Below are 21,552 nucleotides of genomic sequence, written 5' to 3'. Positions count from 1 at the left end.
CCGGTGAGGAGCGAGCGCTCCTCCGCATTCATATCTGGAGTGGGTCAAGAAGAGTCGCTTGAGGTTCGTCAAACATAATTTGCGATCGCGGATTTCAGCGAACCTGCCAGCGACTTCGCCTTTGGACTTGTTGCGATCATTCGGACTAATGATCTTTTTTAACGTGTTCGGGCTCGCGCCTTCGGATAGGCGGAACAGGCACACGCGCGGTAGACGCTCTAGATGACGTGTTCGGCAACACCGCGCGGTCGATGATAGGGCAGGAATTCCTGTTCGACGAGGCTAAAAGTCCGGACCAAATACGTCATTGTTGAACTGGCCTGAAGCCTCGTCGTTGTCCATGCTGTTGATGAGGTTCTGCTCGGGGTTCGTGAAGCCACCTGCCGAGAGCGTATTTGCCGGCAGCGCACCATAACTGGCGCGATATTTGTCCATCGCGGCCACGCTGCCGACATACGCACAGGTACATCCGGAGGGATCCGCGTAGACGTAGTAGGGGCGTCCGCCCTTTTGCCGTAGCTGGAACTGATTGGGCGGGAATGACATCAGCCGATTCACCATCTCCGGCGTCGTGGCGGCAATGGGATTAAACCCCGACGATATCAACAATTGGCCCGTTGATTGCTGAGCGTAGCCGGATGCAACCGAATACAACAGGACGAGAAAAGCGATCGGGGCGACGCCTGCACGAGCGCATGCAGACCGAGGACTCATAATTGTTCCTCCAAGTTCAGTCATGGTGTACCTGGCTTCGAGATTGAAATCTCGCTTCGCATCAGCGAACTGTCGCATTCATAGTGATCACCGACGTCCCAACAGGGCCGCCAATCTCATTTCCCGTCGCCTCGATTGCGAACGCGTCGGTGCCGGTGAAGCCCGCGTTCGGTGTATAGGTGTAGGTGGATACGTTCACCATGTTCAAGCTCCCATTCGAGGGCGCTCTTGCGATCTGGGCGCTAAGAATTTCACCATTGATGTTGAGCGAGAAGAGGCAGGCGCCGCCGGCAGAAACATCGAAATAGCCAGTCGCGGGAAATCCCCAGGTGGATGCGCTTCCGATCACGGGGCACTGGGTCTGTGCCCGCGCCTGCGCCGTGACGAAGAAGGCGATCAATGCCAAGGTTGTGGCGATGCCGCCGGCGATCTTGCTTATATCAATGCAGATTGCCGGCCGGGCGCTCGTTTCTTTCCGCGGAACGAACATGGCTAACAAGCTCGTAACGCCTGCCACGAACCAGGGTTTGCGCTGCATTAGAACCTCAATATTGGGAGCGTACTCGTCTGCAGGGGTTGATCGCCGATCCGTGTCGGGCGGCAGCTATGTGCCGCCCGGCACGGACGCGCTCAATAACAAGGAGGATAGGGATAATAGCCGCAATAGGGCCGGGCGTAGGCGGCTCCGACGGCGGCAGCTCCAACAGCAGCGGCTCCGGCATACATCGCGCCTCGGTATGCAGTGCGCCGCGCGACGCCCGCAAAGGAAAGCGGTGTAAAGGGGCGGCCGATGATATCGATGAAGATCGACGCTGCGCCGTCGGCACCGGTGAGATCACCCTCGAGTGTCTGAACGGTGAAGACCAGCTTGTCCCCGTCCAGCTTCGGATTTTTCAGGACGACCACGGCATCCTTTACGGAGCCGTCCTTGCTGTTGAAAGCCGAAACGGTCGCGTTCGGAGGATCGCTGGCGAAGCTGTCCTTGCCCGTGGCCCAGTCGGCGATGATGTCAGCCGTGAGTTGGTGGCCGGCGGCGCGCACAGGCCGGTCTGCGAATATGATCGAGTTCGGCGTGATCCCGGTGAGGACAAGGCTGTCGCCCTGCAATGTTGCCCCGCGGGAATTGAGAACGATGAGCGATGGCACAATTTGATCATGTGCAGCAGAGGGCGTGCCGATCGTCTTCAGGTTTCCGTTGGGCGCGCTTTGAGCCAGCGCGGTCCGGGGCGCGAGCAGTAACGTCGCCGCCAGCAATGCGATGCAAATGTGCCCGCCCTTCTTGTTGCGCATCTCGTTCTCCCTTGCAATCGGCCGGAGGCGTCCGGCAGGTTGGATCAGTGTGGACCGTAGACGCCACCAGGCGGGCCGCCTATGCAAAATCGGCAAAATAAAACACCCATTCGATTATGGCGTTTTCAGCATGGTCCGGCGCGCATGTATGAGGTTCTCAACCCTGTTGACGGCAAGGTTCAACGTCGCCATGTCCACTGCATCCTCGTCCCCATCCGCAATTTTGAGGCGCTGGTCGCTTAAGATGTCGTCAATCCGGTTTTCTATCTCGGACAATTCGTCCTCGCGCTCCGCCTTGCGGACCCGACGAGCCAGGGCATAGAGCGAGTCGAGTGCCGCTTCATCCGGTTTCGATGTCCGCAGGCCGACGAACCGCCAGGCCGCCGCGAGGATCGAGGCCAATCCGCCAAGGATCATCGGCGTCAGGTAGATCGCATTGCTCCACTCGTCCAAAAAGCTCTGCTGGGTGTCATTGAAGTACTCTGCCGCACCCGCATGGACCGGCAGGAAGGCGTCGGGGTCCGTGTCGGGAGCGGTGACCTGCGCCAGCATCGGCAGTTCGTGTATGAGGTCGCGCCGCGCGGCGAGAAGCGATCTCGTCAGGTCGGCAATGGTGTCGGGATTGAGCTTTTTTTGCGCGACCAGGTAGAATGACACACGCAATGTCGTCAGGTCGTCGCTCGGAAGTGGCGGCGCGCCGCGCAGCGTGCCCATCGGCACATCGAAGCTTTCATACGCGCGATGGCTTTCCGCGATCGCCCCGGCCGATTCGATGGGAATGAGCACCGGCTGGGATTTAGCGTTCTGCGGGAAGAGGCTGCGCGCCAGCGCCAGGTATTTTTTGGTCAGGGGAAGCACAAGCAGGAGCACGTCGACGCTCCTCGAGGCGATAGCGCGGCGTGCGTCAGGCGCCGGGATATCCTTGAAGGTAACTTTCGCTCGGTCGAGATCATATTCCTGACGCAGTGCGTCGACGACGGTTCTGTTGATCTCCCCGCCGACCACGCCGACGCTGTGGCCTTTCAGGCTCGGCACATCAGTCACCGACGAACCGGGAGGGGCCAAAACCAGCACGACGGCGTGCGTAAGCACGAGGACGGCCTGAGCCTGCGACAGGTCACCGACATCGCCACGGACGACGGCGAGATCGACCTTGCCCGATGAAAAGGCCTTGGCAGCTTCGAGTGGGCCCGGTTGCTTGACGATCCGCAGCCTTACCGGCGCCCCCGTCGCGGTCAGCCGATTGGCGATGGCGGACAGGATCTTGTCGGCTTCGCCATCCAGCGATCCGACTGCGACTGTCAGCGAGACCGGACGGACATACCAAAGATAGGCGAACAGCCCGGCACCAATGGCCAGCAGGAAAGCGCCGCTCACCATTACGATACGTAGCCAGGCCGGCAGTTTAATCGCGGTCATCGGGCAGCTCTCCGAACAGCTAAGTCTTGCGCTGCAGCGTCGTCAACGGCGCTTCTCCGAAAGCGGCACGATACGTCGCGGCAAAGCGTCCAAGGTCGAAGAATTGATGGTCCCGCGCGATGCTCGCGACGCTCGCTGTGGACGGATCGGCGCGCCGTAGCGCAGCGCGGGCTCTGTTCAGCCTGCGCAGCAAGAGGTATCGCATCGGGCTGACGCCGAGAAACTCGCGACAACACATCCGCAAAGTGCGTTCGGCCACGCCGATTTCAGCACAAAGATCGGGCAGCGTGACCTTCCGGTCGACGGATCTGCGCAGCGCTGTTTCGAAGCGGCTCATCAAGGAAGTGTGCTTGGAGCGTGTCCTGGGACTGTCTTCAGTCCTGTCGCCGGTCAGGCAATGGATCACGGCATGAAGCATGTCCTGTTCGAGTGCTCTTGCCACTTCGGGCTGCTCAATCAGTTTGCTTGCGGGGGCCGCCAGGTGACAGGCGTGTTGGAATAGGCGTTGAAAACGGCACAGGTCCGCGCCGAAAGGGTGGAGAAGTCTGGTGGAGCGCGGAGGCAGCATCGGCTGGCCGGTCAATGCCGCAGCACTGTTTGCGAGTTGATCCAGGGGCAGGGATATCAGGCCCCATTGGCATTTGCCATTCGACCGCTGATGCATCTGCTGGCCGGCGCCATGGAAGGCGATCTGGCCGCTTTGGAAAGTAAGCCCGTCGCATTCCAGGCTCGCCCGGCCGACTGGAAAGGACAAAAAGACCCTGTCGGCTGCAAGCGAAATGCAGCCAATGCGTGGCAGCCGCTCGCGCAGGCGCATGATGATGAGATGGTTCAGTTTCAGCCGCAGCAGTTCCGCTTCGAAATCGCCGGGACCGGTTATTGTAAGATTGACACCGGTGTCGCCAAAACCGGCTTCGTATGCTCCGGGATCGTCAAACCTTAGAATGGAGCGTTCAGCCATATCCCCTCTTCCATCGGGCGGGCGAACGGCTCTTGCGACCTTTTGATGCCCGTGGGTCTCATCGATGAGGCACCGTCAGACAACTGATAGGCTTCGGCTATGCAATTCCGGCAACGCGAGACGCAAGGCCGCTTCAAGGAGCGGAAGGATGTCCAGCTCCAGCAAATGCTGCGCTAGCGCAAGTCGGCTGGTCGATTGCGCGGTTGGGTAACGAAAAAGCTGCGCTAGTGAAGGCGTCCCACGATGATCTCGGTCGGCAGCGTCGTGGGACGATTGAGATGGACATCGGGATCCTGCGCGGGCCGTCGCAGTGTTTCCGACGGCAACTCTCCAAACAGCGTGCGATAGGTGACTGAGAAACGCCCGAGCTCCCAGAACCCGTAGTCGGTCACGATGCGGGTAACGGTGGCTTTGGATGCGTCAGCGCGCAGCAGCGCGCGCCGGACCAGATACATTCTTCGCAAGGTGAGATAGCGGATCGGAGCCATGCCGAGATGTGCTTCGCAAGCCGATCGCAGCGTCCGCTCGGAGACGCCAGTCGCAGCGCAGAGTTCGGTCAGATAGATGGCCCGGTCCGGATTTTCGGCCAGATGATCCTCGAGCCGCGCGATGATCGCATGGTGATTCCGCCTGCCGGCGGTAATCTCGATGCCGGCGCCTTCTGCGAGGCATCGAACCATCAGATAAGACAATTGTTGTTCGAACCCGCGACGCAGCTCCGGCGATTCCAGAGCGTCCGGCGCCGTATGAGCCAAATCGCCGACGGTCTGGTGCATCTTCAACAGGCGTGCCATCAGCTCCGGGCGGGGCCGAACCACGTGGGTCGTCAACTTTTCCAGAAAGTCAGCTCCGATGACGGTCGCGAGGGCTTCATTCATATCCTCCTCGGGGAGCGACATCCCGCCATGGCGAAGGTTGGCGCCGGAACGCTTATGCGACACGTCGAACTTGTCGATGATGATATCACCCGGCGAGACGTCCATGCCGCAGTGTTGAATTGGATCGCTTTCCAATTGCGTCAGAAAGCTGATGGATTTGCGGCCCGGCCGGACGGCAAGTTTGTTAACTTGAGGCAGATTCACCTCGTATCGACTCATCCAAAGCCGATTCAAACCAATCTGCTCTATCTTTAGATCAAACTCACCACGCGTTGTCGGAAATACGTTGATCTCACATCCTCGAACGGCACTCGGACAAAGCAGCGGATCTTCGATCCTCATCGTTCTAACCCAAAACACTTCGGATGCTCCTGCAACAGTTAAATGTCTCAGAAAGATCGAAAGTAACGCCGCATTCCAAGGTAAAGTTGAAGTTCAATATTGCATGCAACTTCCGATCAATGAAGCTGTTATGACGAGCCGAAAGGGGAATTTTCGCCGTGTTGGCGCATCCGGTTACCGATAGGTCTCGACTATCTCGGGAATGATGGATGGTCGGAGCGCTGAGGCGCTTGAATTTCGAAGCCGGTCGTTTGCTGCGGGTTCGGTGCCGTGGGCCGGTTTTTACTCCGTTTGTGATGGGTGAGGTCATGCAGCGACAGTCGGGCCTCGCGGATCAGGTCGACCAGCGAAAGCGTGAAGAAGCTGAGCGCAATAACAAAGAGCAGGGCAACCCCGTATTCATGCTGAAAGTGGAAGAAGCCGCAGACGAACGCCACGACCACCAGCAGCGAGGTGATGATTGCGCTGATCGTCGAAAGAACGATCGCTTTATTCAAAAGTACGGCCCGGCGTTTGAGATGCGGCACGTCGGGGTGAGCTTCGGAAATGTCGTCGTCGATTATAGCGTGCAGTGTCTGTAGCTTGTCGACGATGCGGTTCATCCGTCCGATCAGAACCGAGACGAAAGCTGCAACAGCGCCAAGGAGAAATGCTGGCGCCGTCACTTGCGAAATGACCTGCGACAGGTGTGCGGCAGTCGGTGTGTCGATCAGCATCTGGATGCTTTCCTCCGCAAACCAGGTACGCGTGCCGCGACTCTCAGGCGCAGCGGGACGAAATGTCCGGATTGAAATCGGCTAGCGCACGCCTTCAGGGATCGACTATGCAATTTCGGCAAGCAGCCGCGGGCTGATCGCAAGTTCTTGTCCGGTCTCGTCGTTCCCGCCTATCCCAGGGCCCCGCGCGATGCGCAAAGCCGCTCGGCCATGCGCGTCTCGCCCGTCATTCAGCCTCGAGGGCGCGATTTTTCGATCACGCGGCTTCGGCTTGCCGGTTTTGCATAGTCGCATCGGCTCCGCGCATGCTCTACCACGAAAACAGAAGGCGGCTCGGGACCAGGCGCCAACGAGGTTTTTGCGAGATGATCGGGAAGCAAATGCGTGCACGAATCCTGGCTGTCCTCTGCGCATGGGCCGGCTTTGTGTCTTCCGCCGGCGCCCAACAGGCATCGTGGACCCAGATCGGTATGCTGGCGTGCAAGGTCGACCCCAGCATCGGGTTTGTCATATTTGGCCATCAATCGATGTCGTGTCGCTTTACACAAAATCCGCCGTTCCCGATTCAACTCTATGAAGGCGCGCTCAACACCGTCGGAATCGATATCGGCATTTCGGCCGGAGGCGCACTCGCCTGGGCGGTGTTTGCCCCGACGGCAGGCCCTCCGGTCGGAGCTCTCGCCGGCGAATATGTCGGGGCGTCAGGTGACGTCGGCCTCGGCTTGGGCGCCGGCGTCAATGTCCTTGTCGGTGGCTCCGGGCGGTCATTTGCGTTGCAGCCCGTTTCGGTAGAGGGATCGATTGCCATCGATGTCACCGTCGGCCTCTCCGGGCTCCAACTGCGTCCCATCTATTGACGCGCCGCCGTCCGACCGCGCCTTTGGCGTAACCAGAAGGGATGCGGCTCTGGTTCGTGATACCGAAAGCTGCATAGCGGAAGCGAGCTGGCAGAGATAGGCGAGCCAACAGGGAAATCAAATCGGAAGACCCCAGTGTCAACTGACCAGCCGAAGACCTGGTATGTTTCGTTCGGGGTGCCGAAAAAGCTGCGCAAGTCATCTGCGCAGCGATATCCGAGACTGAGTGAGAGTTTCCCGACCGAGCTCGACGCCCAGAACTTTGCTCGTCAGAAGTTCGAGCAAGGATACGTCGTGACCGCGGGCACCATCAATCCGTGCACGCCGCGACGGGCAATACCTTCGACGGTTATTCACCATTGGTTTGCGGAAACGTCCGAGCAGCCATTGGCTGAGCCGGCGTCATTCGAGGTCATCAAAGAGTCGGATCTGCCATAGGAGCTTGCCGTGATGCGATGCCCCGACGCATTGGCAGATTTTGCATAGGCCGTTCCGGCGCGTTGTCGATTTCCTTCCAACGATCCCGCAATCTCCAGGAATATCGAGTCGGGTTCGCAGGACCGGGCATGATGCACAATTTGACCGAGATATTGCCCGTCACTCCCTCGATCGATCAGCTTGGCTGCGTCACTACTGTCAGATATCGCGTACCAGAATCTTGCTCGAAGAACGTGTCTTGCAGGTTGCTGCGAAAGCTAGAGCGCAGGACGCGCGCCGTTGCGTTCGCCTCCGGGGAGTAGTGCTCGCCATCTTGATTGGGGATGTCGAGTACGCCGAAACATAAAGTCGAACCAGGCACAGAGCGCCCGGGTTGCCGCCAATATCATCGGATTGTCAGAATTCGCATATTCGTCAGCGCGCTCGCTTGACACCCAGAGGCCATTTGAAGGGTAGGCCTGCGGCCAACATCGGTGGCGCGAGGCTTCGGCTGCGGCAACTTCGCCACAGGCGGAAAAATTGAAGGCAGGCGTCAGATTCTACATAGCGGGTTGCGCGAGTTCGATGCGATTTGATGCTGCATGAATTTCTTCAATCAATCAGGTGGGGCTATGAACAAGATTGGAAAGTTTGCAGTTGCGATCGCTGCTTCGGCAATAATGGGTGGCTACGCAGCTGCAGCGGATTTGCCGGTGGCGCCCGCCTACAAGGCGCCGGCTCCGGTTGCCGCCGTCTATAACTGGACGGGATTCTATGTCGGCGGCAACGGCGGTTATGGCTGGGGCAACCAAGACCCGCTTGTGCTGTTCTCCAACAGGTTCGATCGTGCCGGTTTCGACATCAATGGCGGCATGATCGGCGGCACGTTTGGCGCGCAGATTCAGCAGGGATATGTCGTGCTTGGCCTGGAAGGTGATTTGGACTGGGCCAACATCAAGGGTTCGTCCGTCGTAAGGCCCAGCATTCTCGGCCTCGGGCAGGGCGTCACGCTGAACACTTCGTCAAGCATCAGCGCCCTGGCAACGGTGAGGGCACGTGTCGGTGTCGCCATGAACAACGTGCTGATCTACGCCACCGGCGGCGGAGCTTTCGTCAAGTCGAGCGCCAGCGCATCGAGCATCGCGGGCGTACCTTGCGGCACGCTTGGCGTCCTGCCGGATTGTTCCGGCTCGTCATGGCGTCCGGGCATCACCGCGGGTCTGGGCATGGAATATGGCTTTACGCCCAACTGGTCCGTGAAGGCCGAGTATCTCTATACGAAAGTCGTCGGCACCGGAATCAGCACGGATCAACTGAATATCGTGCGTGGCGGCGTCAACTATCGGTTCTGAACGGAGCTGTATCGATGATCACATTCGATCTTGTTCGACGCGCCTTCGCACTGGGCGTTTTCTCCTGCACAGCTATCATGGCTGGCGGCGCGCAGGCGCAAGGCGATGATGCCTTGCAGATACTGAAGAAAATGTCTGCCTATATCGGCGGTCAGTCGACCATACAGGCGGCTTTCGATTCGGATATCGAAGTCGTCACAGACGATCTGCAAAAGATTCAGTTTGCGAGTTCGGGGCAGGTGATGCTTAGCCGTCCCGACAAGCTGCGCGCCAGCCGGACAGGGGGCTACGCAGACGTCGAACTGGTCTTCGACGGCAAGAAGGTGACGGTCTTCGGAAAGCATATCGGCGCTTATGCTCAGGCGGATTTTTCCGGCGGCGTGGAGCAGCTGATCGACAAGATGCGTTCCGAGTTTGGCGTCGAGGCTCCAGGTGCCGATTTGTTGCTGTCACGGTCATTCGATGACCTGATGGCAGGCGTATATGATGCCAAACATGTCGGCCGCGGAGTTATCGACGGGGTCGAGTGCGAGCATCTCGCCTTCCGCTCACCCGATACGGACTGGCAGATATGGATCGAAGCCGGGGCCAGTCCGGTCCCGCGCAAGTTCATCATCACCAGCAAGGCAGTGACCGGAGCGCCTCAATACACCCTGAGGATCAGAGACTTGAAGACGAACGTGCAGCCGCCAGCCGACGCTTTCGCCTTCACACCCTCCGCTGAAGCCAAGCCGGTGGCTTTCGGCTCACTTGTGAACATCGATGAGGTCCCGCCGGGATCACCTCAGGGAGGAAAGAAATGACATCTTCCATCAGCAGGTTCCTGCGGCTCGCAGGAGTGGTGGCCGCCCTGATTGTTGGCCTGTTCGCGAGCGACAAGGCGCTGGTTGAACCCGGCTCCTTTGTGGTCACCCAGGCCCATGCGATCATCGGCCGGCCCTTGACGCCCATGAGTTACGCCGGCGTTGCCAGGCGCACGACGGCGCGAGCGGTGACGGCAGGCGCCGTCGCCGCGGGCGCTGCGGCCGCCGCGGCCGCGCCGGTTGTTGTCGCACCCGCATGCGTCCAGGCGGTCGACGCCTATGGCCGAATTTACATGCGCTGTCCCTAATCCACCGACCTGATGCGACAGCGTTGCATTGATCCGGATCGCGTATCCGAGCCGATGGTTCGAGTCCGAACGCCGGTCGCCCGCGAAGGCGTCCGGATTCTGAAAGCCGGATCGTCTGAAATCGTTCCACATCTGATTCATTCCAAATGGGAGTCCTCAATGCGTTCGAGACTGCTGCTTTCCGCCGCTCTGCTTGTTGCCACTATGGCTTCAGCCAAAGCCCAGGTGCCGCTGTCGGCCTATGCAGATGCGAACGGATTCATCGACGTCCAGACGCTGACCTGCGCGCAACTCGCAGGGACCTTCCAGGAGGACGCCGACGCTCTGACGGCCTGGTACAGTGGCTGGTACAATGGCCTTGCCAAGAAGCATTTCCTCGACCTGCGCAAGGGCAAGCTCGTCGAGCACGAAGTCATCGTCTACTGCAAGGCCAATCCCGAGAAACGCATCATCGATGCCATCGCTGTCGTGTTCAAAGCGGAGCGGGAGCTGATGGGAATCCAGATGAAGTAGATCTTCTGCGAACGTCGTCTATCCCCCGCTGCAAAACGGATCGGCGTGTGCAGCTTTGCCGAAGCCGCAGAGCCTCCCAACTGTTTCACCTAAGCTGCCGCTCTGACGGGGCGGGATTTTGGATTTGAATGATTTCGGGCAATACGCCGGCGCCATTCAAGGCGCGAGTGTGACATTTCTGAAATCCGCCCCGTCCTCCCACCGTTGGGGGGTAAGGTATCTCACATTGAATCGCACGATCCTTCAGTTCGGCGCCGACGGTGGCCCGGGGATCGTCCATGGCGTCACCGATCCGAACTTTACGACGCTAATCATCCAGTCGTCCAACTTCGACGATCGCGTCGTACTCGATGGCGCGCGATGCCAAGCGTCGGACCTTGTCGTTTTCCCTCCGGACTGTCACTTCACCTTTGTGCGTTCCGGTCATGTCGAATGGGTTGCGTGGTCGGTGCCGAGGGAAGAGAGTATCGCGAGGAAAATTCTTCCCGCGGCCACAAGTCAGGATTCGCCGAAGACCGCCAAGCACGTCATCCGGCTGCCGAAGCCGATCGCATCGGGACTTATCGAAGCATCGAGGCAGGCTCTGCGCTCCATGTCCGATGCCTCTCCCGCCGAACGGTCCATCATGGCCCGGGAGACGGAGTACGCCTTGATGGATGAGCTGGCTTACGTTTGGGAAAACCGCCTGGGCGAAACCGTCCTGCCCAACAAGTACACCCTCTCGTCGGAGCGCATCGTTCTGGAGGCACTCGAATTCGTGCGGGCAAAGCCGGAAAGCATCGTTCACATCAAGGATATCGTGAAAGCTACCAAGGTGGGGTACCGAACCTTGCTGCGCGCTTTCGAGCGCTATCTGGGCTTCTCGCCAAAGCACTATCTGAGGCTGCGGCAGTTAAACCTGGTTTACCATCAAATCCGTCGCGAGAATGGTGCATCGGCCAGACTCGCCGATATCCTGGCGGCGCATGGCGTCACCGAGTTCGGCAGGTTTGCCGGACATTACCGGTCGCTGTTCGGTGAGTTGCCATCCGAGACGTATCGTCGGTTTCGCGCAGTGAAGTCTGGCAATTCGCTGTGAGTTCGGAGTGGTGTTTCGGTGCAACACCGCGGTGAAATGGTCCGCCGTGACAGTTTCTGCATACCGACTGAGCCAGGCTCGATGGCAAATGGCTCATGTGTTCTCCAATTCGATGAGGCTCGCAGGCAATGAAGAAAATTAGCTTACTCACCGCGGCCGCGGTGATGTCCATTTCGCTCACGGGTGTCGCGCGCGCCGCTGACCTTCCGCAGGCACCGACCTACAAGGCGGCTCCGATCGTGGCGCCGATGATGTACAACTGGTCCGGCTTCTATCTCGGTGCTAACGGCGGATATGGCTGGAGCAACCAGTGCGTCGATCTCACCGCCATCAACGGAATTGGCGGCATCTTCGCGGAAGGCTGCAAGAGCGCCGGCGGCGGCGCCATTGGCGGCCAGATTGGCTACCGCTGGCAGGCCGGACAATGGGTGTTCGGTCTGGAAGCGCAGGGCGACTGGACCAACATTCGCAACTCGCGCGTCAGTCTGCAGAACCCCGCCAACACCTTCAAGTCGACCCTCAACGGCTTGGGCCTCTTCACGGGTCAACTTGGCTACGCGATGAACGAGGCTCTGTTCTACGTCAAGGGCGGCGCTGCGGTTGGTAGCCAGAATTTCGGCATCTACAACACAGCATTGGGCACGGGCATCGCTTATGCTGATCGGACCCGCTGGGGTGGCGTCGTCGGTGTCGGCTTCGAGTACGGGTTTACCCCGAATTGGACGGTCGGCATCGAGTACGACTATCTTTGGCGGGTGAACGACAGCAACACCTGGCTGACACCGTCGCTTGCGCCTGCGATCACTTCGATCACTGCCAATACCAGGACTGACGCGAATCTGCTCACGCTCCGCGTCAACTACAAGTTCGGCGGTCCCGTGGTCGCCAAATACTGATGGAGAGAGGAGGCCGGCCATTCAGCCGGCCTCCATTCTTTCCTGTCTTGCCTGGACCCAAATGGTTGCTGATTTTGGAGCTGATTATGCTGTCAAATGCGATGCGTGCGGTTGTTTTTCTCGGTGCTCTGACGGTCACAAACATGGCCCTGGCGCAAGACCCGGCGCCGCTAAAGACCATCGGGGCCACCAAGCCCCAGGTCGTTCCATCGCTGATTGTTTTCAACTCCAGGGGCGCGAACATGCAGCCTGGCAAGCTGGTCCTCACCGGCGTCGCACCAAATGCGATCATATTTGCGGATCGGCCGGTTCGCTCGGCCGGTCATGATCTGACCAGTCATATCGTGGAAGATTGGGGAGCCGGCAGCGACAATTTTGCCAAGAACCCGCCTAACGCCACAGTGTCGGTCTTCCAGAAGGATGGCAGCGCCGTGCGCGATGTCGTCGTCACCTTGAAAAATCCCAAGATCGACGGCGATAACCTTGCCTTCGACGTCGATGTTCTCGAAGGCGACATCAAGGGCGCCGACGGTCCTGCCTCTGTGTTTATCGACATCATCGGCCTTCCCTTTACGCCGCTTTCGTTCGCGGGCGTTGCGCGACGTACAGCCTATCGAGGTGCGTATTATGCTGGAGCAGCTGCGGCGGCAGGTGCTGTGGCTGCGGGAGCTGCGGCAGCCTACGCGTACCATCCGTATCCGTATTACTATCGCCCGCCGGTTTGCGGATACTATCCCTATCCTCCATGCTACTAGCGGAATTGCGCGGAATTTAGCCCGGCGTTTTTACGCCGGGCCGGCAAGCGGACGAGCAGGCGCGTTGCGTGTCTGCTCGCTTCTGCCCGTCCACCACGGAAACGGAGTATTTGATGCAAAAGCGATCGACCCAGAGCCCGTCCATGCTGACGAAGCGTGATTTCCTGCGATCTGCCGCACTGGCGACGATCACCGCTGCCGGCGCGACATCAGGCCAGGCCTTGGCCCAGTCGTCCGATCGGCCCGGATTCTTCAAGGCCAAGGACATTGCGGAGGCCGGCTTCATCTATGGCCTGCCGATGGTGATGGCCTATGGCGTCATGAATGAGTACGCTGTCGACAAGTCGTCGGGCCAGTACAAGGCGCCGTTCAATACGCTGTTCAACGAAGCGCGCGTCTTCACCTACGAAGATACCGTCGTCATCACGCCCAATAGCGACACGCCGTATTCGTTCGCATGGCTGGACCTTCGGGCCGAGCCCATTGTCTTTTCGGTGCCGGCGATTGATCCCAAGCGCTACTACGCGCTGCAGCTGAACGACCTTAACACGTATAATTTCGGCTATGTCGGCACGCGCGCCACCGGCAGCGATGCCGGAAGCTATATGGTCGTCGGCCCGCGATGGACCGGCGTGACGCCCCCCGGCATCAAGAAGGTGTTCCGTTCGACCACCGATTTCTGCCTGGCACTCTTCCGGACGCAGCTGTTCGACCCGGCCGATATTGAGGCCGTCAAGAAGATTCAGGCCGGCTACAAGGCGCAATCGCTCTCCAGCTTCCTGAACCAGCCTGCGCCCGCGCCGGCGCCGGCGCTTTCTTTCCCCAAATTCGCGAAGGATCTCGTCCGCACCGAGTTCTTCGAATATCTGGATTTCGCGCTTCAGTTCGCACCAGCGCTGCCGGAGGATCGCTGGATCCGCGAGCAATTGGCGCGGATCGGTGTGGGACCGGGGAAGAGCTTTGATTTCCGCAGCCTGTCGCTGGAAGACAAGGCCGAGATCCTGCTTGGCATGAAGGAGGGCGAGCGCAAGGTCACCGAAGCCGCTACGACCCTCGGCAAGGACATCAACGGCTGGCGCGTCGGCGCGTCGTTCGGCGATGCCGCATTCTTTCATGGCGACTGGCTCTTGCGCGCGGCAGCCGCGAAGGCCGGCATCTATGGCAACGACGCGGTGGAGGCCATGTATCCTCTGCTCAAAGCGGACGCCGATGGCAAAGAACTCGACTGCTCGAAGTCGAACTACACGCTGACCTTCCCGGCGGGACAGTTGCCGCCGGTCAATGCCTTCTGGTCTGTCACGATGTATGACGGCAAGACGCAGTTCCTGGTGAAGAACCCCATCAACCGTTACTTGATCAACTCGCCGATGCTGCCGAACATGAAGCTCGGCTCCGACGGCTCGCTGACGATCTACATCCAGAACAAGCCTCCGGGAGCGGACAAGGAGGCAAACTGGCTGCCGGCGCCGGATGGTCCGATCTATGTGGTGATGCGGCTGTACTGGCCGAAAACCACGCCGCCATCGATCTTGCCGGCTGGCGAGGGAACATGGAAGCCTCCCGCCTTCAAGCGCGTGTCGTAGAGATCGGATTTGTATCGGCCGGATGCGTGGCGACAGTGCCACGGATGAACGCATTCGGCCGATACTGCCGTGCTACTGGGCTTGTGAGTGTGCAATCCCGGTCATTGCGTGGCTCGGCGGCATCGCGGCCGGCGCATTTTGGATTTATGCGGGTATGCCAAATGATTTGCCATTGAGCCCGGAGGGTACAAGGATCTTCGGCAAGAGAGTGATTGCTATGAATATCTGCTCGAGAAAGAAATTTGCCTGAGTGGAGTTATTGGGCAATGTTCGCAATTGACCCATCGCGTCATTTCGCTGTGCTGCGGAATTTGGTCGCTATCGGGGCATAGCGGACTCTGGCAAGTCGACCGACCGGCAGATTTATGGGTTCACGGCCTAGCAGAACTGCGCAGAATTTGACCCGGCGTCTTTGCGCCGGGCAAACTGCGGCTGATGCGCCTGGTTCATATGCATAGGATGGTCGCAGCAGAAGGCCGATGGATCTGCGGCGAGGCCGGACGACAATTCTGTTGACTCATTCCGGTCGCTGCAAAAGCCGGTTCGAAAGCTGCAGCGGTAGCAGGAAGAAACGCGGACGCCGTCGTTTGCGAAATGACCTACGACAGATCGGCGCATCGATCTGCAGTTGGGTGGTGCTTTCCTCCGAATTGTCCAGTGCTTTGCTCTCCCGAACATATCGGCGGCCACGGACCGGTCGGGAGTGTCCGGGATCTGCTCAAGCGGAGCATTGATGGCGCGTCATCCATATTGCCGAAACTGCATAGCCCGCTCGATCCATTCATACTTCAATGAGCAAAAGACGATCACGGGCGGTCTGGTTGCAATGCGATGCTGATCATTCTTTTCCTCTATCTGATTGTGGTCTGGATAATTTTCCGAAAGTTCAAGTTGGTGGGCTGGGGATGGGCATCCGGCACGGTTACTGCCGTGATCGGCGCACTGATCCTCGCGACGTTCCTGGCGCTCTTCAATTACCTGACTCCGTCGGGAAGCTTTGTCGTGGTTTCCCGCGTCGCGGAGATCACGCCCAATGTCTCCGGCGAGGTGGTTGAAATTCCGGTCAAGCCGAACGAGCCGGTGAAAGCGGGCGCGGTGCTGTTTCGTATTGATCCGGCGCCGTTCCAGTACAAAGTCAACCAGCTCGAGGCATCGCTCGCCCAAGCGCGCCAGCAGGCCAAGCAACTGACGGCCAACTACGAGCAGGCTCGGGCGAATGTCGAGGGGCTGAGCAAGCAGCTCGCCTATCACATCCAGCGGCTTGCCGATTACCGCAAGCTGGTCGGCGAGGACGCGCAGACCGAGTTTCGCTTGCAAGACGTTCAGGTGCAGTACGAGACGGTGGAATTCCAGCTCCAGGCGGCCAAGGCGGCGCAACTGAGTGCGCGATTGGCCATGGAGTCGGAGATCGGCGGCGTCAACACGACCGTCGCGCAAGTCCAGGCCCAGCTCGACAACGCCAAATGGGAGCTCGAGCAGACGACAATCCGCGCGATCGGCGATGGCACAGTTACGGTGATGGCGCTCGCCGTCGGCGATCGTGCCATGCAGGCGCGTGCCGTGATGTCGTACATCCTTACGGATGATATTGTGATCGCGGGCATGTTCTCGCCGAACGGCTTCAAGACCATCAAGCCCGGCGCGCGGGTCAAGCTCGTGTTCGACGACGACCCCGGCCGCATCCACGAAGCGACCGTCACGGCCATCCCGCAGGGCGTGGGGCAGGGCCAGATCACGGTCTCGGGCACGCTGGCACGGGTCGGCTCGATCGGCGGCGCCAAGGTCTATCCGGCGGCCATTTCCATTCCAAAGACCATCGATCGCGGCCAGCTCAGGCTTGGGATGCCCGGCACCGCCACCGCGTTCGCGGACAATGCCGGCGTCATCGGCTTGCTCATGTCGATCCTGGTCTGGATCAGCTCGTATACGGCGTATCTTTGACAGTCTCTCGCGCGGACACGCCGACACCGGCGTGTCCGGATCGCAAAGAAAGGAAGTCAACATGAGGACGACCAGGCGCGCTTGCACTGACAGTGCGCCTCTTATCTCGGCGCTGTCAGTGAATCGCTAGTGGGCATCATCAATCTTTGTTCATCAGAAGAGGAGTGTAAAAGTGGAAATTACCCGTCGGTTCGCCGCGTTTGGCGGAATAGGTCTGCTCACGGGAGCGGTCATGAGTCGTTCAGCGTTGGCTCAGCAGGGATCCTTTCTCGGCATTGGCGAGGGTTTGGAGGACTTTTGGCTCGCGAGCGACGCCTACATATTTGGCTATCCGTTGGTGACGATGGAGATGACCCGCCGGGTTCTCACCAACGTCGCTGAACCCGTGGGAACGAAGGCGCCGATGGGACAGATCATCAAGATGCGCCAGTATCCGGATGCCTCATTCAAAGACGTCACGGCACCGAACGCGGACACGCTCTACACGACTTCCTTTTTCGATGTCGGGAAAGAACCGTGGGTCTTTAGCATCCCGGACATGAAGGGGCGTTATTTCCTGATGCCGATGCTGGACGGCTGGACCACGGTGTTTCAGGTCCCGGGCAAGCGCACCACCGGCACCGGGGCGCAGGCCTACGCGATCACCGGACCTGGCTGGAAGGGCACGCTGCCGGACGGCGTGAAGGAGTACAAGTCGCCGACCAACATTGTGTGGCTGCTCGGCCGCATCTATTGCACCGGCACGCCCGAGGACTATGCGGCGGTCCACAAGCTGCAGGACGAGTTCAAGCTCGTTCCGCTCAGCGCCTACGGCAAGCCGTACACGCCGCCTGCGGGAAAAGTCGATCCCTCGATCGACATGAAGGCGGCCGTCCGCGAACAGGTCAATCGATTGGACGCGGTGTCGTATTTCAAGCTGCTGTGCGAGCTCATGAAAGCCAATCCGCCCTACGCAGCGGATGCGCCTCAACTTGCCAAGTTTGCCCGCATCGGCATCGTTCCCGGGCAGGATTTTGACGAGAGCAAGCTCAAGGCGGACTTCGTGAAGCGCGTGCCGGAGGTTTCGTTCGACAGGATCATGCTTCAGTTCAAGATCAACAAGTCCATCAAGGACGAGAATGGCTTTGCCTACACGACGAGAACCGGCATCTATGGCACCGACTATCTGATGCGGGCCCTTATCACCGCGATCGGGCTTGGCGCCAATCGTCCGCAGGATGCGGTCTATCCGACCTCGCAAAAGGACGCGGATGGCCACAAGTACAATGGCGCAAACAAGTACGTCATGCGATTCCCGAAGGGGCACCTGCCTCCCGCCGAGGGATTTTGGTCGCTCACGATGTACAACAGCGGCTACTTCTTCGTGGAAAATCCGCTCAACCGCTACTCGATCAGCGCGCGGCAAGACCTCAAGCAAAATCCGGACGGCTCGACCGATCTCTACATCCAGAAGGACTCCCCGGGTAAGGACAAGGAGTCAAACTGGCTTCCCGCACCTGAGGGAGACTTCATCCTCATGCTGCGCATGTACTGGCCGCAGGAAACGGACCCATCCATCATCAACGGCACATGGACGGTTCCTGCTGCGAAGAAAATGACTTGAGGAACCAATCAGCCCATCCCGGTCTTACGGGCCGGCATGGGTTCGACCTGCAAGGCTTACCCCGATGAGCGGATCATAGAAGCGATGCTGTCGTGTTCAAGGACATGCGAGCCAGGCTCGGGGGTCGAGATGAAGCCGTAGATAGGTGAGCTTGCCCTCGGCGGACGCACCTTGCGGGCGCACCGTGATGTCATAGATCCTCATTAACGATACTTCCATCGCGAGCATGTTCTCTCCGAGGGCTTCAAGACCATCAAGCCCGGCGGAGGAGACAAGCTCGTGTTCGACAACGATCCCGGCCGTATCCACGAAGCAACCGTCACGGCTATTTAGCAGGCCATGGGGCAGGGCCACATTGCAGTCTATGAGACGCTGGCGCGGATCGGCTTAAATCGGCGGCGCCCTGGCGGGATGCGTTCCGCCTCGCAACACTGCCCTTGTTTGAAGTCGCTGCAGCTCCCACGCCTCGTGGCGCTTACGCCAAAGGGCCTCGCCTCGAGGCGTCCACGCTCAATTGTCGTCGCTCTCCTCGTCTGCAAATCGAAAGTGAGAACAAGATCGTGTTTGCGACCACGAGACAACTGTGTGAGACATCTTATGATGTTCCATCGGATTTGCTTGTTATGCTGCTGCAAATTCCCCGTTAGCCAAAAATAATTCCCTGTTAGCCAAGGCAGGGAATCAAAGCACGATCGCTGGAATTGCAGTCTTTTTGGCCGCATTCGCTGTCTTGAATACGCCAAATTCTGCCAATTCCCTGAAAATTCCCTGTTTGCAGGGAATTTGGCTGGAGACCGGCGCGATCAGCACTGCGTCGCCAGCATGGGAGTCGTGTTCGAACCGCCACATTCCCATTCTAAGGCGTGATCCTCGCCAGCCCGATCCAGGGGCGCGGCTTGAGGCTCGCTAGATAGACTCAGTTCAATCTGGCCCTCAATTGGAATCGCCATTGATGCGGCCAAGAACGTGCGCCGATCGGCCTCGCGTATCGGCGCGACGATGCTTCGAAAACAGTCTGCAATTTGGCTGCGCTTGCAGGAGAAGGGGAGCGCTCGATGGAAGGCAGACCAGACGAGATTTCCTGTCGTCAACTCACCTTCTTGATGCTCGATCCCGCGAGAAAGCCCGGCGCGTCGCTTCCGACAAGTGATGCTCGATGCCCTCGGCATGGACTTCGGTAGATCGTCGATCGGCCAACAGCGAGGCGCCTTAGTAGTTGGATTTTTCGATGTAAGCCGTTGATATCCAATGATCGCTTTTTGACTTAATTGGAAAAATTACCTCGAGAAATCAAGGCGAACAGCATGTCTCTTAATCAGCGGGTCCCAGGTTCGAGCCCTGGTGCGCCCACCAAGCTTTTCAAGCACTTAGCAGCAGAGGCGGTGAGGCAAGACGGCCTCGTTTTACGCGCTATTTTTTCGTCGCCGCCTTGTACTGCGCTATGACTGACATGAAGGTGCCGGCGCGAGGCTTCCGAAGATTGGCGTGTGCTTCCTGATATTGCCGGACAAAATCAGGCGTTCCCGGCAACGCTTTGATCTGAGGGCCGCCGCGAAATGCGTAGTAATAGGTCATCACCCCGCCACCAGCGAGGCGAGAAGAATATCACGATCTGCAAGGGCTAATTCGCGCTGGCGGGCTCGCTATTCGATCCTGTGATCCCCATATCTATAATCATCCAGATCAACCCTCGAGATTGGTCGGGATGCGCGGAGACTTCCAACGAAAGGGCTCTGCATGTTCAAATCTCTGCAGTATCGTGCAAAGGCAACCGCGTTCGGCGAGTTGGTCAAGACTTCGACCCGCCCCGAGGAAAGCCTTGAATTTCAAAAACTGGAACGACGCTTCGCTTCGTTGGCGGATAACGAACAGGCCCTCGCGGACGATCACAAGAGTGCCGTGTACGCTTCGAACCATGACCAATCCCGCGGCGCGGCCCTGGCCGTCGAGGAAGAATACGTTCTGCGGTGTCTTGGGGCGGCGCTCATCATGCAATGGAACACCTTGCCGACGACACTGCAACGGGAGGTCTTCGACACCGCTGGGTCCGTGGGTAAGTTGCTGGAGACAGCGGCGCTGCGGGGGCAGATCGCCCGGTTTCTGCACAAGCACAAGGATGATGGCGCATACAGCGAACTCACTCCAGTCGACAGCACGCACAGCGATGCTGCCGCTTTGTCGCGGTGGGACGACGAGGGAGGAGCAGTCCGCGACGGGCTGCCGACGTGAATAAACGCCAACAATAGGAGAGCTCTCGATGTCACTTACACAGTTTGGCGTCGATAATGGACCGCATAGCATGGACGGGCTACGGCTGTTTGCCCAGGATGGCTCGGAACGGATCGAGGCGTTCATAGGCCGCAAAGTGATGGACGTCTGGGCCGAGTCTGTCCAGTATCGCGGAGGACGACAAAGTCTGTTCCGCGATCAATACAATGCGCTTGGCAAGCTGAACCTTGCAGCGATTGAGCGGATTGTGAGCGCGAAATACCAGCGAGGCGCTACGTTCAACCGCCAGCATCCTTTTGTCGAGGTGCTGTTCTCGGACATTACAGAAAGTGGCGAGGCGTTAGATCTCAATGAACTCGTGCGAGAGGCTTTGCCGCCGGAATTTCATAGACTGACTTGAGATCTGCACCACGCTGCGAGAAAACGCCGCCGAGGATGGCTCGGTCGTGGTCGCCGAGCCCCGCGAGGAGGACAGTACGAATAAGCTTCGAATCCGTCGCCTCCGGGGAGGAGTAGCTGTAGCGAATTCGATGAGTCTCCTCTGCCTTTGCGGAGGTAGCTGACATGATCGAGCGCAGGAGGGAAGCGGGAGGGACCGATGTTCATTCGGGTGCGAGATTCCCACTTTCGTTCCATTCTCAAGGCTGTCAGTTGGAGGGTCACCGGTAGTGTCGACACCTTCGTGCTGAGTTTCATCTTCACCGGTAGCGTCAAGGTTGCGGGCTCGATCGCCGGCGCTGAAGCGATCACGAAAATGATCCTCTACTATCTTCACGAAAGAGCCTGGTCTGTCATTCGCTGGGATCAGCAAGGACAAACTAGTGGCGGATCCAGTTCGACCTGATTCCGCTATTTAGGCGGCCAATGCGATGCGTTTGGCCCGTCGATCGACGGGCG

Annotated in this window: 25 protein-coding genes; 15 read left to right on the top strand and 10 right to left on the bottom strand. The window is 59.1% G+C overall.

Annotated features, from left to right (window positions below; genetic code table 11):
• Positions 1–282: 282 nt before the first annotated feature.
• The 7 genes from QOU61_RS29195 to QOU61_RS29165 form a co-directional block, all read right to left on the bottom strand.
• Complete coding sequence (locus QOU61_RS29195) at positions 283–792, bottom strand: hypothetical protein (protein WP_289654673.1); 510 nt, start codon at positions 790–792, stop codon at positions 283–285.
• Complete coding sequence (locus QOU61_RS29190; protein WP_289654672.1) at positions 776–1,252, bottom strand: Ig-like domain-containing protein; 477 nt, start codon at positions 1,250–1,252, stop codon at positions 776–778. The genes QOU61_RS29195 and QOU61_RS29190 overlap by 17 nt, the downstream gene beginning before the upstream one ends.
• Before the next feature lie 92 nt (positions 1,253–1,344).
• Positions 1,345–2,004, bottom strand: coding sequence for a hypothetical protein (locus QOU61_RS29185; protein WP_289654671.1), 660 nt, complete (start codon positions 2,002–2,004; stop codon positions 1,345–1,347).
• Between the two features lie 114 nt (positions 2,005–2,118).
• Complete coding sequence (locus tag QOU61_RS29180; RefSeq protein WP_289654670.1) at positions 2,119–3,423, bottom strand: ABC transporter substrate-binding protein; 1,305 nt, start codon at positions 3,421–3,423, stop codon at positions 2,119–2,121.
• Positions 3,424–3,442: 19 nt separating this feature from the next.
• Positions 3,443–4,384, bottom strand: a complete 942-nt coding sequence (locus tag QOU61_RS29175; RefSeq protein ID WP_289654669.1) for an AraC family transcriptional regulator — start codon at positions 4,382–4,384, stop codon at positions 3,443–3,445.
• A 224-nt stretch (positions 4,385–4,608) separates the two neighbouring features.
• On the bottom strand, positions 4,609–5,604 hold the full coding sequence (locus QOU61_RS29170; RefSeq protein ID WP_289654668.1) for an AraC family transcriptional regulator: 996 nt from the start codon (positions 5,602–5,604) through the stop codon (positions 4,609–4,611).
• 191 nt (positions 5,605–5,795) lie between these two features.
• Complete coding sequence (locus QOU61_RS29165) at positions 5,796–6,320, bottom strand: DUF2721 domain-containing protein (RefSeq protein WP_289654667.1); 525 nt, start codon at positions 6,318–6,320, stop codon at positions 5,796–5,798.
• A 305-nt stretch (positions 6,321–6,625) separates the two neighbouring features.
• Here QOU61_RS29165 and QOU61_RS29160 point away from each other — a divergent pair, with 305 nt between their 5' ends.
• From QOU61_RS29160 to QOU61_RS29105, 12 genes are all read left to right on the top strand, one after another.
• A complete protein-coding gene (locus QOU61_RS29160; RefSeq protein WP_289654666.1) occupies positions 6,626–7,177 on the top strand; it encodes a DUF992 domain-containing protein in 552 nt (183 codons plus the stop codon).
• A 135-nt stretch (positions 7,178–7,312) separates the two neighbouring features.
• Positions 7,313–7,615 carry a hypothetical protein gene (locus QOU61_RS29155; protein ID WP_289654665.1) on the top strand — a complete coding sequence of 101 codons (303 nt, stop codon included), beginning with the start codon at positions 7,313–7,315 and terminating at the stop codon, positions 7,613–7,615.
• 581 nt (positions 7,616–8,196) lie between these two features.
• On the top strand, positions 8,197–8,946 hold the full coding sequence (locus QOU61_RS29150; RefSeq protein WP_289654664.1) for an outer membrane protein: 750 nt from the start codon (positions 8,197–8,199) through the stop codon (positions 8,944–8,946).
• A 14-nt stretch (positions 8,947–8,960) separates the two neighbouring features.
• Positions 8,961–9,749 carry a DUF2092 domain-containing protein gene (locus QOU61_RS29145; protein WP_289654663.1) on the top strand — a complete coding sequence of 263 codons (789 nt, stop codon included), beginning with the start codon at positions 8,961–8,963 and terminating at the stop codon, positions 9,747–9,749.
• Positions 9,746–10,057 carry a hypothetical protein gene (locus QOU61_RS29140; RefSeq protein WP_289654662.1) on the top strand — a complete coding sequence of 104 codons (312 nt, stop codon included), beginning with the start codon at positions 9,746–9,748 and terminating at the stop codon, positions 10,055–10,057. Before QOU61_RS29145 ends, QOU61_RS29140 begins: the two co-directional genes overlap by 4 nt.
• 159 nt (positions 10,058–10,216) lie before the next feature.
• Positions 10,217–10,570, top strand: coding sequence for an HdeA/HdeB family chaperone (locus tag QOU61_RS29135; protein WP_289654661.1), 354 nt, complete (start codon positions 10,217–10,219; stop codon positions 10,568–10,570).
• Positions 10,571–10,796: 226 nt separating this feature from the next.
• Entirely contained in the window at positions 10,797–11,648 is an 852-nt protein-coding gene (locus QOU61_RS29130) for a helix-turn-helix domain-containing protein (protein ID WP_289654660.1), read from the top strand.
• 128 nt (positions 11,649–11,776) lie between these two features.
• Positions 11,777–12,544 carry an outer membrane protein gene (locus QOU61_RS29125; protein WP_289654659.1) on the top strand — a complete coding sequence of 256 codons (768 nt, stop codon included), beginning with the start codon at positions 11,777–11,779 and terminating at the stop codon, positions 12,542–12,544.
• Positions 12,545–12,630: 86 nt separating this feature from the next.
• The gene (locus QOU61_RS29120) at positions 12,631–13,299 is read left to right on the top strand and encodes a hypothetical protein (RefSeq protein ID WP_502876984.1); all 669 of its coding nucleotides are present in this window, start codon (positions 12,631–12,633) and stop codon (positions 13,297–13,299) included.
• A gap of 143 nt (positions 13,300–13,442) precedes the next feature.
• On the top strand, positions 13,443–14,882 hold the full coding sequence (locus QOU61_RS29115; RefSeq protein ID WP_289654658.1) for a DUF1254 domain-containing protein: 1,440 nt from the start codon (positions 13,443–13,445) through the stop codon (positions 14,880–14,882).
• An 831-nt stretch (positions 14,883–15,713) separates the two neighbouring features.
• Positions 15,714–16,823 (top strand): HlyD family secretion protein, encoded by a 1,110-nt coding sequence (locus QOU61_RS29110; protein ID WP_289654657.1) that lies wholly within the window; start codon positions 15,714–15,716, stop codon positions 16,821–16,823.
• 172 nt (positions 16,824–16,995) lie between these two features.
• Positions 16,996–18,426: a DUF1254 domain-containing protein gene (locus tag QOU61_RS29105; RefSeq protein WP_289654656.1), complete on the top strand. Its 1,431-nt coding sequence runs from the start codon at positions 16,996–16,998 to the stop codon at positions 18,424–18,426.
• A 96-nt stretch (positions 18,427–18,522) separates the two neighbouring features.
• Here the strand turns inward: QOU61_RS29105 and QOU61_RS29100 are convergent, their stop codons facing one another.
• The 3 genes from QOU61_RS29100 to QOU61_RS29090 all read right to left on the bottom strand — a co-directional run bounded on the left by QOU61_RS29100 (position 18,523) and on the right by QOU61_RS29090 (position 20,001).
• On the bottom strand, positions 18,523–18,780 hold the full coding sequence (locus QOU61_RS29100) for a hypothetical protein (protein ID WP_289654655.1): 258 nt from the start codon (positions 18,778–18,780) through the stop codon (positions 18,523–18,525).
• 327 nt (positions 18,781–19,107) lie between these two features.
• Positions 19,108–19,275 carry a hypothetical protein gene (locus tag QOU61_RS29095; RefSeq protein ID WP_289654654.1) on the bottom strand — a complete coding sequence of 56 codons (168 nt, stop codon included), beginning with the start codon at positions 19,273–19,275 and terminating at the stop codon, positions 19,108–19,110.
• Between the two features lie 561 nt (positions 19,276–19,836).
• Positions 19,837–20,001: a hypothetical protein gene (locus QOU61_RS29090; protein ID WP_289654653.1), complete on the bottom strand. Its 165-nt coding sequence runs from the start codon at positions 19,999–20,001 to the stop codon at positions 19,837–19,839.
• A 162-nt stretch (positions 20,002–20,163) separates the two neighbouring features.
• Here QOU61_RS29090 and QOU61_RS29085 point away from each other — a divergent pair, with 162 nt between their 5' ends.
• The 3 genes from QOU61_RS29085 to QOU61_RS29075 all read left to right on the top strand — a co-directional run bounded on the left by QOU61_RS29085 (position 20,164) and on the right by QOU61_RS29075 (position 21,499).
• The gene (locus QOU61_RS29085; RefSeq protein ID WP_289654652.1) at positions 20,164–20,655 is read left to right on the top strand and encodes a hypothetical protein; all 492 of its coding nucleotides are present in this window, start codon (positions 20,164–20,166) and stop codon (positions 20,653–20,655) included.
• 28 nt (positions 20,656–20,683) lie between these two features.
• Complete coding sequence (locus tag QOU61_RS29080) at positions 20,684–21,055, top strand: signal transduction histidine kinase (protein WP_289654651.1); 372 nt, start codon at positions 20,684–20,686, stop codon at positions 21,053–21,055.
• Positions 21,056–21,253: 198 nt separating this feature from the next.
• The gene (locus QOU61_RS29075) at positions 21,254–21,499 is read left to right on the top strand and encodes a DUF2061 domain-containing protein (protein ID WP_289654650.1); all 246 of its coding nucleotides are present in this window, start codon (positions 21,254–21,256) and stop codon (positions 21,497–21,499) included.
• The last annotated feature ends 53 nt before the right edge of the window (positions 21,500–21,552 follow it).

Origin of the sequence: Bradyrhizobium sp. NP1 (assembly GCF_030378205.1) — a bacterium.
GTDB lineage: Bacteria > Pseudomonadota > Alphaproteobacteria > Rhizobiales > Xanthobacteraceae > Bradyrhizobium.
This window is presented reverse-complemented; position numbering and strand designations above follow the sequence as displayed.

Excerpts from the sequence above, each read along its gene's own strand:
- QOU61_RS29125 (WP_289654659.1), top strand. The coding sequence starts at position 11,777 with ATGAAGAAAATTAGCTTACTCACCGCGGCCGCGGTGATGTCCATTTCG.
- QOU61_RS29140 (WP_289654662.1), top strand. The coding sequence starts at position 9,746 with ATGACATCTTCCATCAGCAGGTTCCTGCGGCTCGCAGGAGTGGTGGCC.
- QOU61_RS29170 (WP_289654668.1), bottom strand. The coding sequence starts at position 5,604 with ATGAGGATCGAAGATCCGCTGCTTTGTCCGAGTGCCGTTCGAGGATGT.
- QOU61_RS29080 (WP_289654651.1), top strand. The coding sequence starts at position 20,684 with ATGTCACTTACACAGTTTGGCGTCGATAATGGACCGCATAGCATGGAC.
- QOU61_RS29175 (WP_289654669.1), bottom strand. The coding sequence starts at position 4,384 with ATGGCTGAACGCTCCATTCTAAGGTTTGACGATCCCGGAGCATACGAA.
- QOU61_RS29110 (WP_289654657.1), top strand. The coding sequence starts at position 15,714 with ATGCTGATCATTCTTTTCCTCTATCTGATTGTGGTCTGGATAATTTTC.
- QOU61_RS29195 (WP_289654673.1), bottom strand. The coding sequence starts at position 792 with ATGCGACAGTTCGCTGATGCGAAGCGAGATTTCAATCTCGAAGCCAGG.
- QOU61_RS29115 (WP_289654658.1), top strand. The coding sequence starts at position 13,443 with ATGCTGACGAAGCGTGATTTCCTGCGATCTGCCGCACTGGCGACGATC.
- QOU61_RS29165 (WP_289654667.1), bottom strand. The coding sequence starts at position 6,320 with ATGCTGATCGACACACCGACTGCCGCACACCTGTCGCAGGTCATTTCG.
- QOU61_RS29150 (WP_289654664.1), top strand. The coding sequence starts at position 8,197 with ATGAATTTCTTCAATCAATCAGGTGGGGCTATGAACAAGATTGGAAAG.
- QOU61_RS29120 (WP_502876984.1), top strand. The coding sequence starts at position 12,631 with ATGCTGTCAAATGCGATGCGTGCGGTTGTTTTTCTCGGTGCTCTGACG.
- QOU61_RS29095 (WP_289654654.1), bottom strand. The coding sequence starts at position 19,275 with ATGTGGCGGTTCGAACACGACTCCCATGCTGGCGACGCAGTGCTGATC.
- QOU61_RS29185 (WP_289654671.1), bottom strand. The coding sequence starts at position 2,004 with ATGCGCAACAAGAAGGGCGGGCACATTTGCATCGCATTGCTGGCGGCG.
- QOU61_RS29135 (WP_289654661.1), top strand. The coding sequence starts at position 10,217 with ATGCGTTCGAGACTGCTGCTTTCCGCCGCTCTGCTTGTTGCCACTATG.
- QOU61_RS29160 (WP_289654666.1), top strand. The coding sequence starts at position 6,626 with ATGCTCTACCACGAAAACAGAAGGCGGCTCGGGACCAGGCGCCAACGA.
- QOU61_RS29180 (WP_289654670.1), bottom strand. The coding sequence starts at position 3,423 with ATGACCGCGATTAAACTGCCGGCCTGGCTACGTATCGTAATGGTGAGC.
- QOU61_RS29090 (WP_289654653.1), bottom strand. The coding sequence starts at position 20,001 with ATGACCTATTACTACGCATTTCGCGGCGGCCCTCAGATCAAAGCGTTG.
- QOU61_RS29075 (WP_289654650.1), top strand. The coding sequence starts at position 21,254 with ATGTTCATTCGGGTGCGAGATTCCCACTTTCGTTCCATTCTCAAGGCT.
- QOU61_RS29145 (WP_289654663.1), top strand. The coding sequence starts at position 8,961 with ATGATCACATTCGATCTTGTTCGACGCGCCTTCGCACTGGGCGTTTTC.
- QOU61_RS29190 (WP_289654672.1), bottom strand. The coding sequence starts at position 1,252 with ATGCAGCGCAAACCCTGGTTCGTGGCAGGCGTTACGAGCTTGTTAGCC.
- QOU61_RS29085 (WP_289654652.1), top strand. The coding sequence starts at position 20,164 with ATGTTCAAATCTCTGCAGTATCGTGCAAAGGCAACCGCGTTCGGCGAG.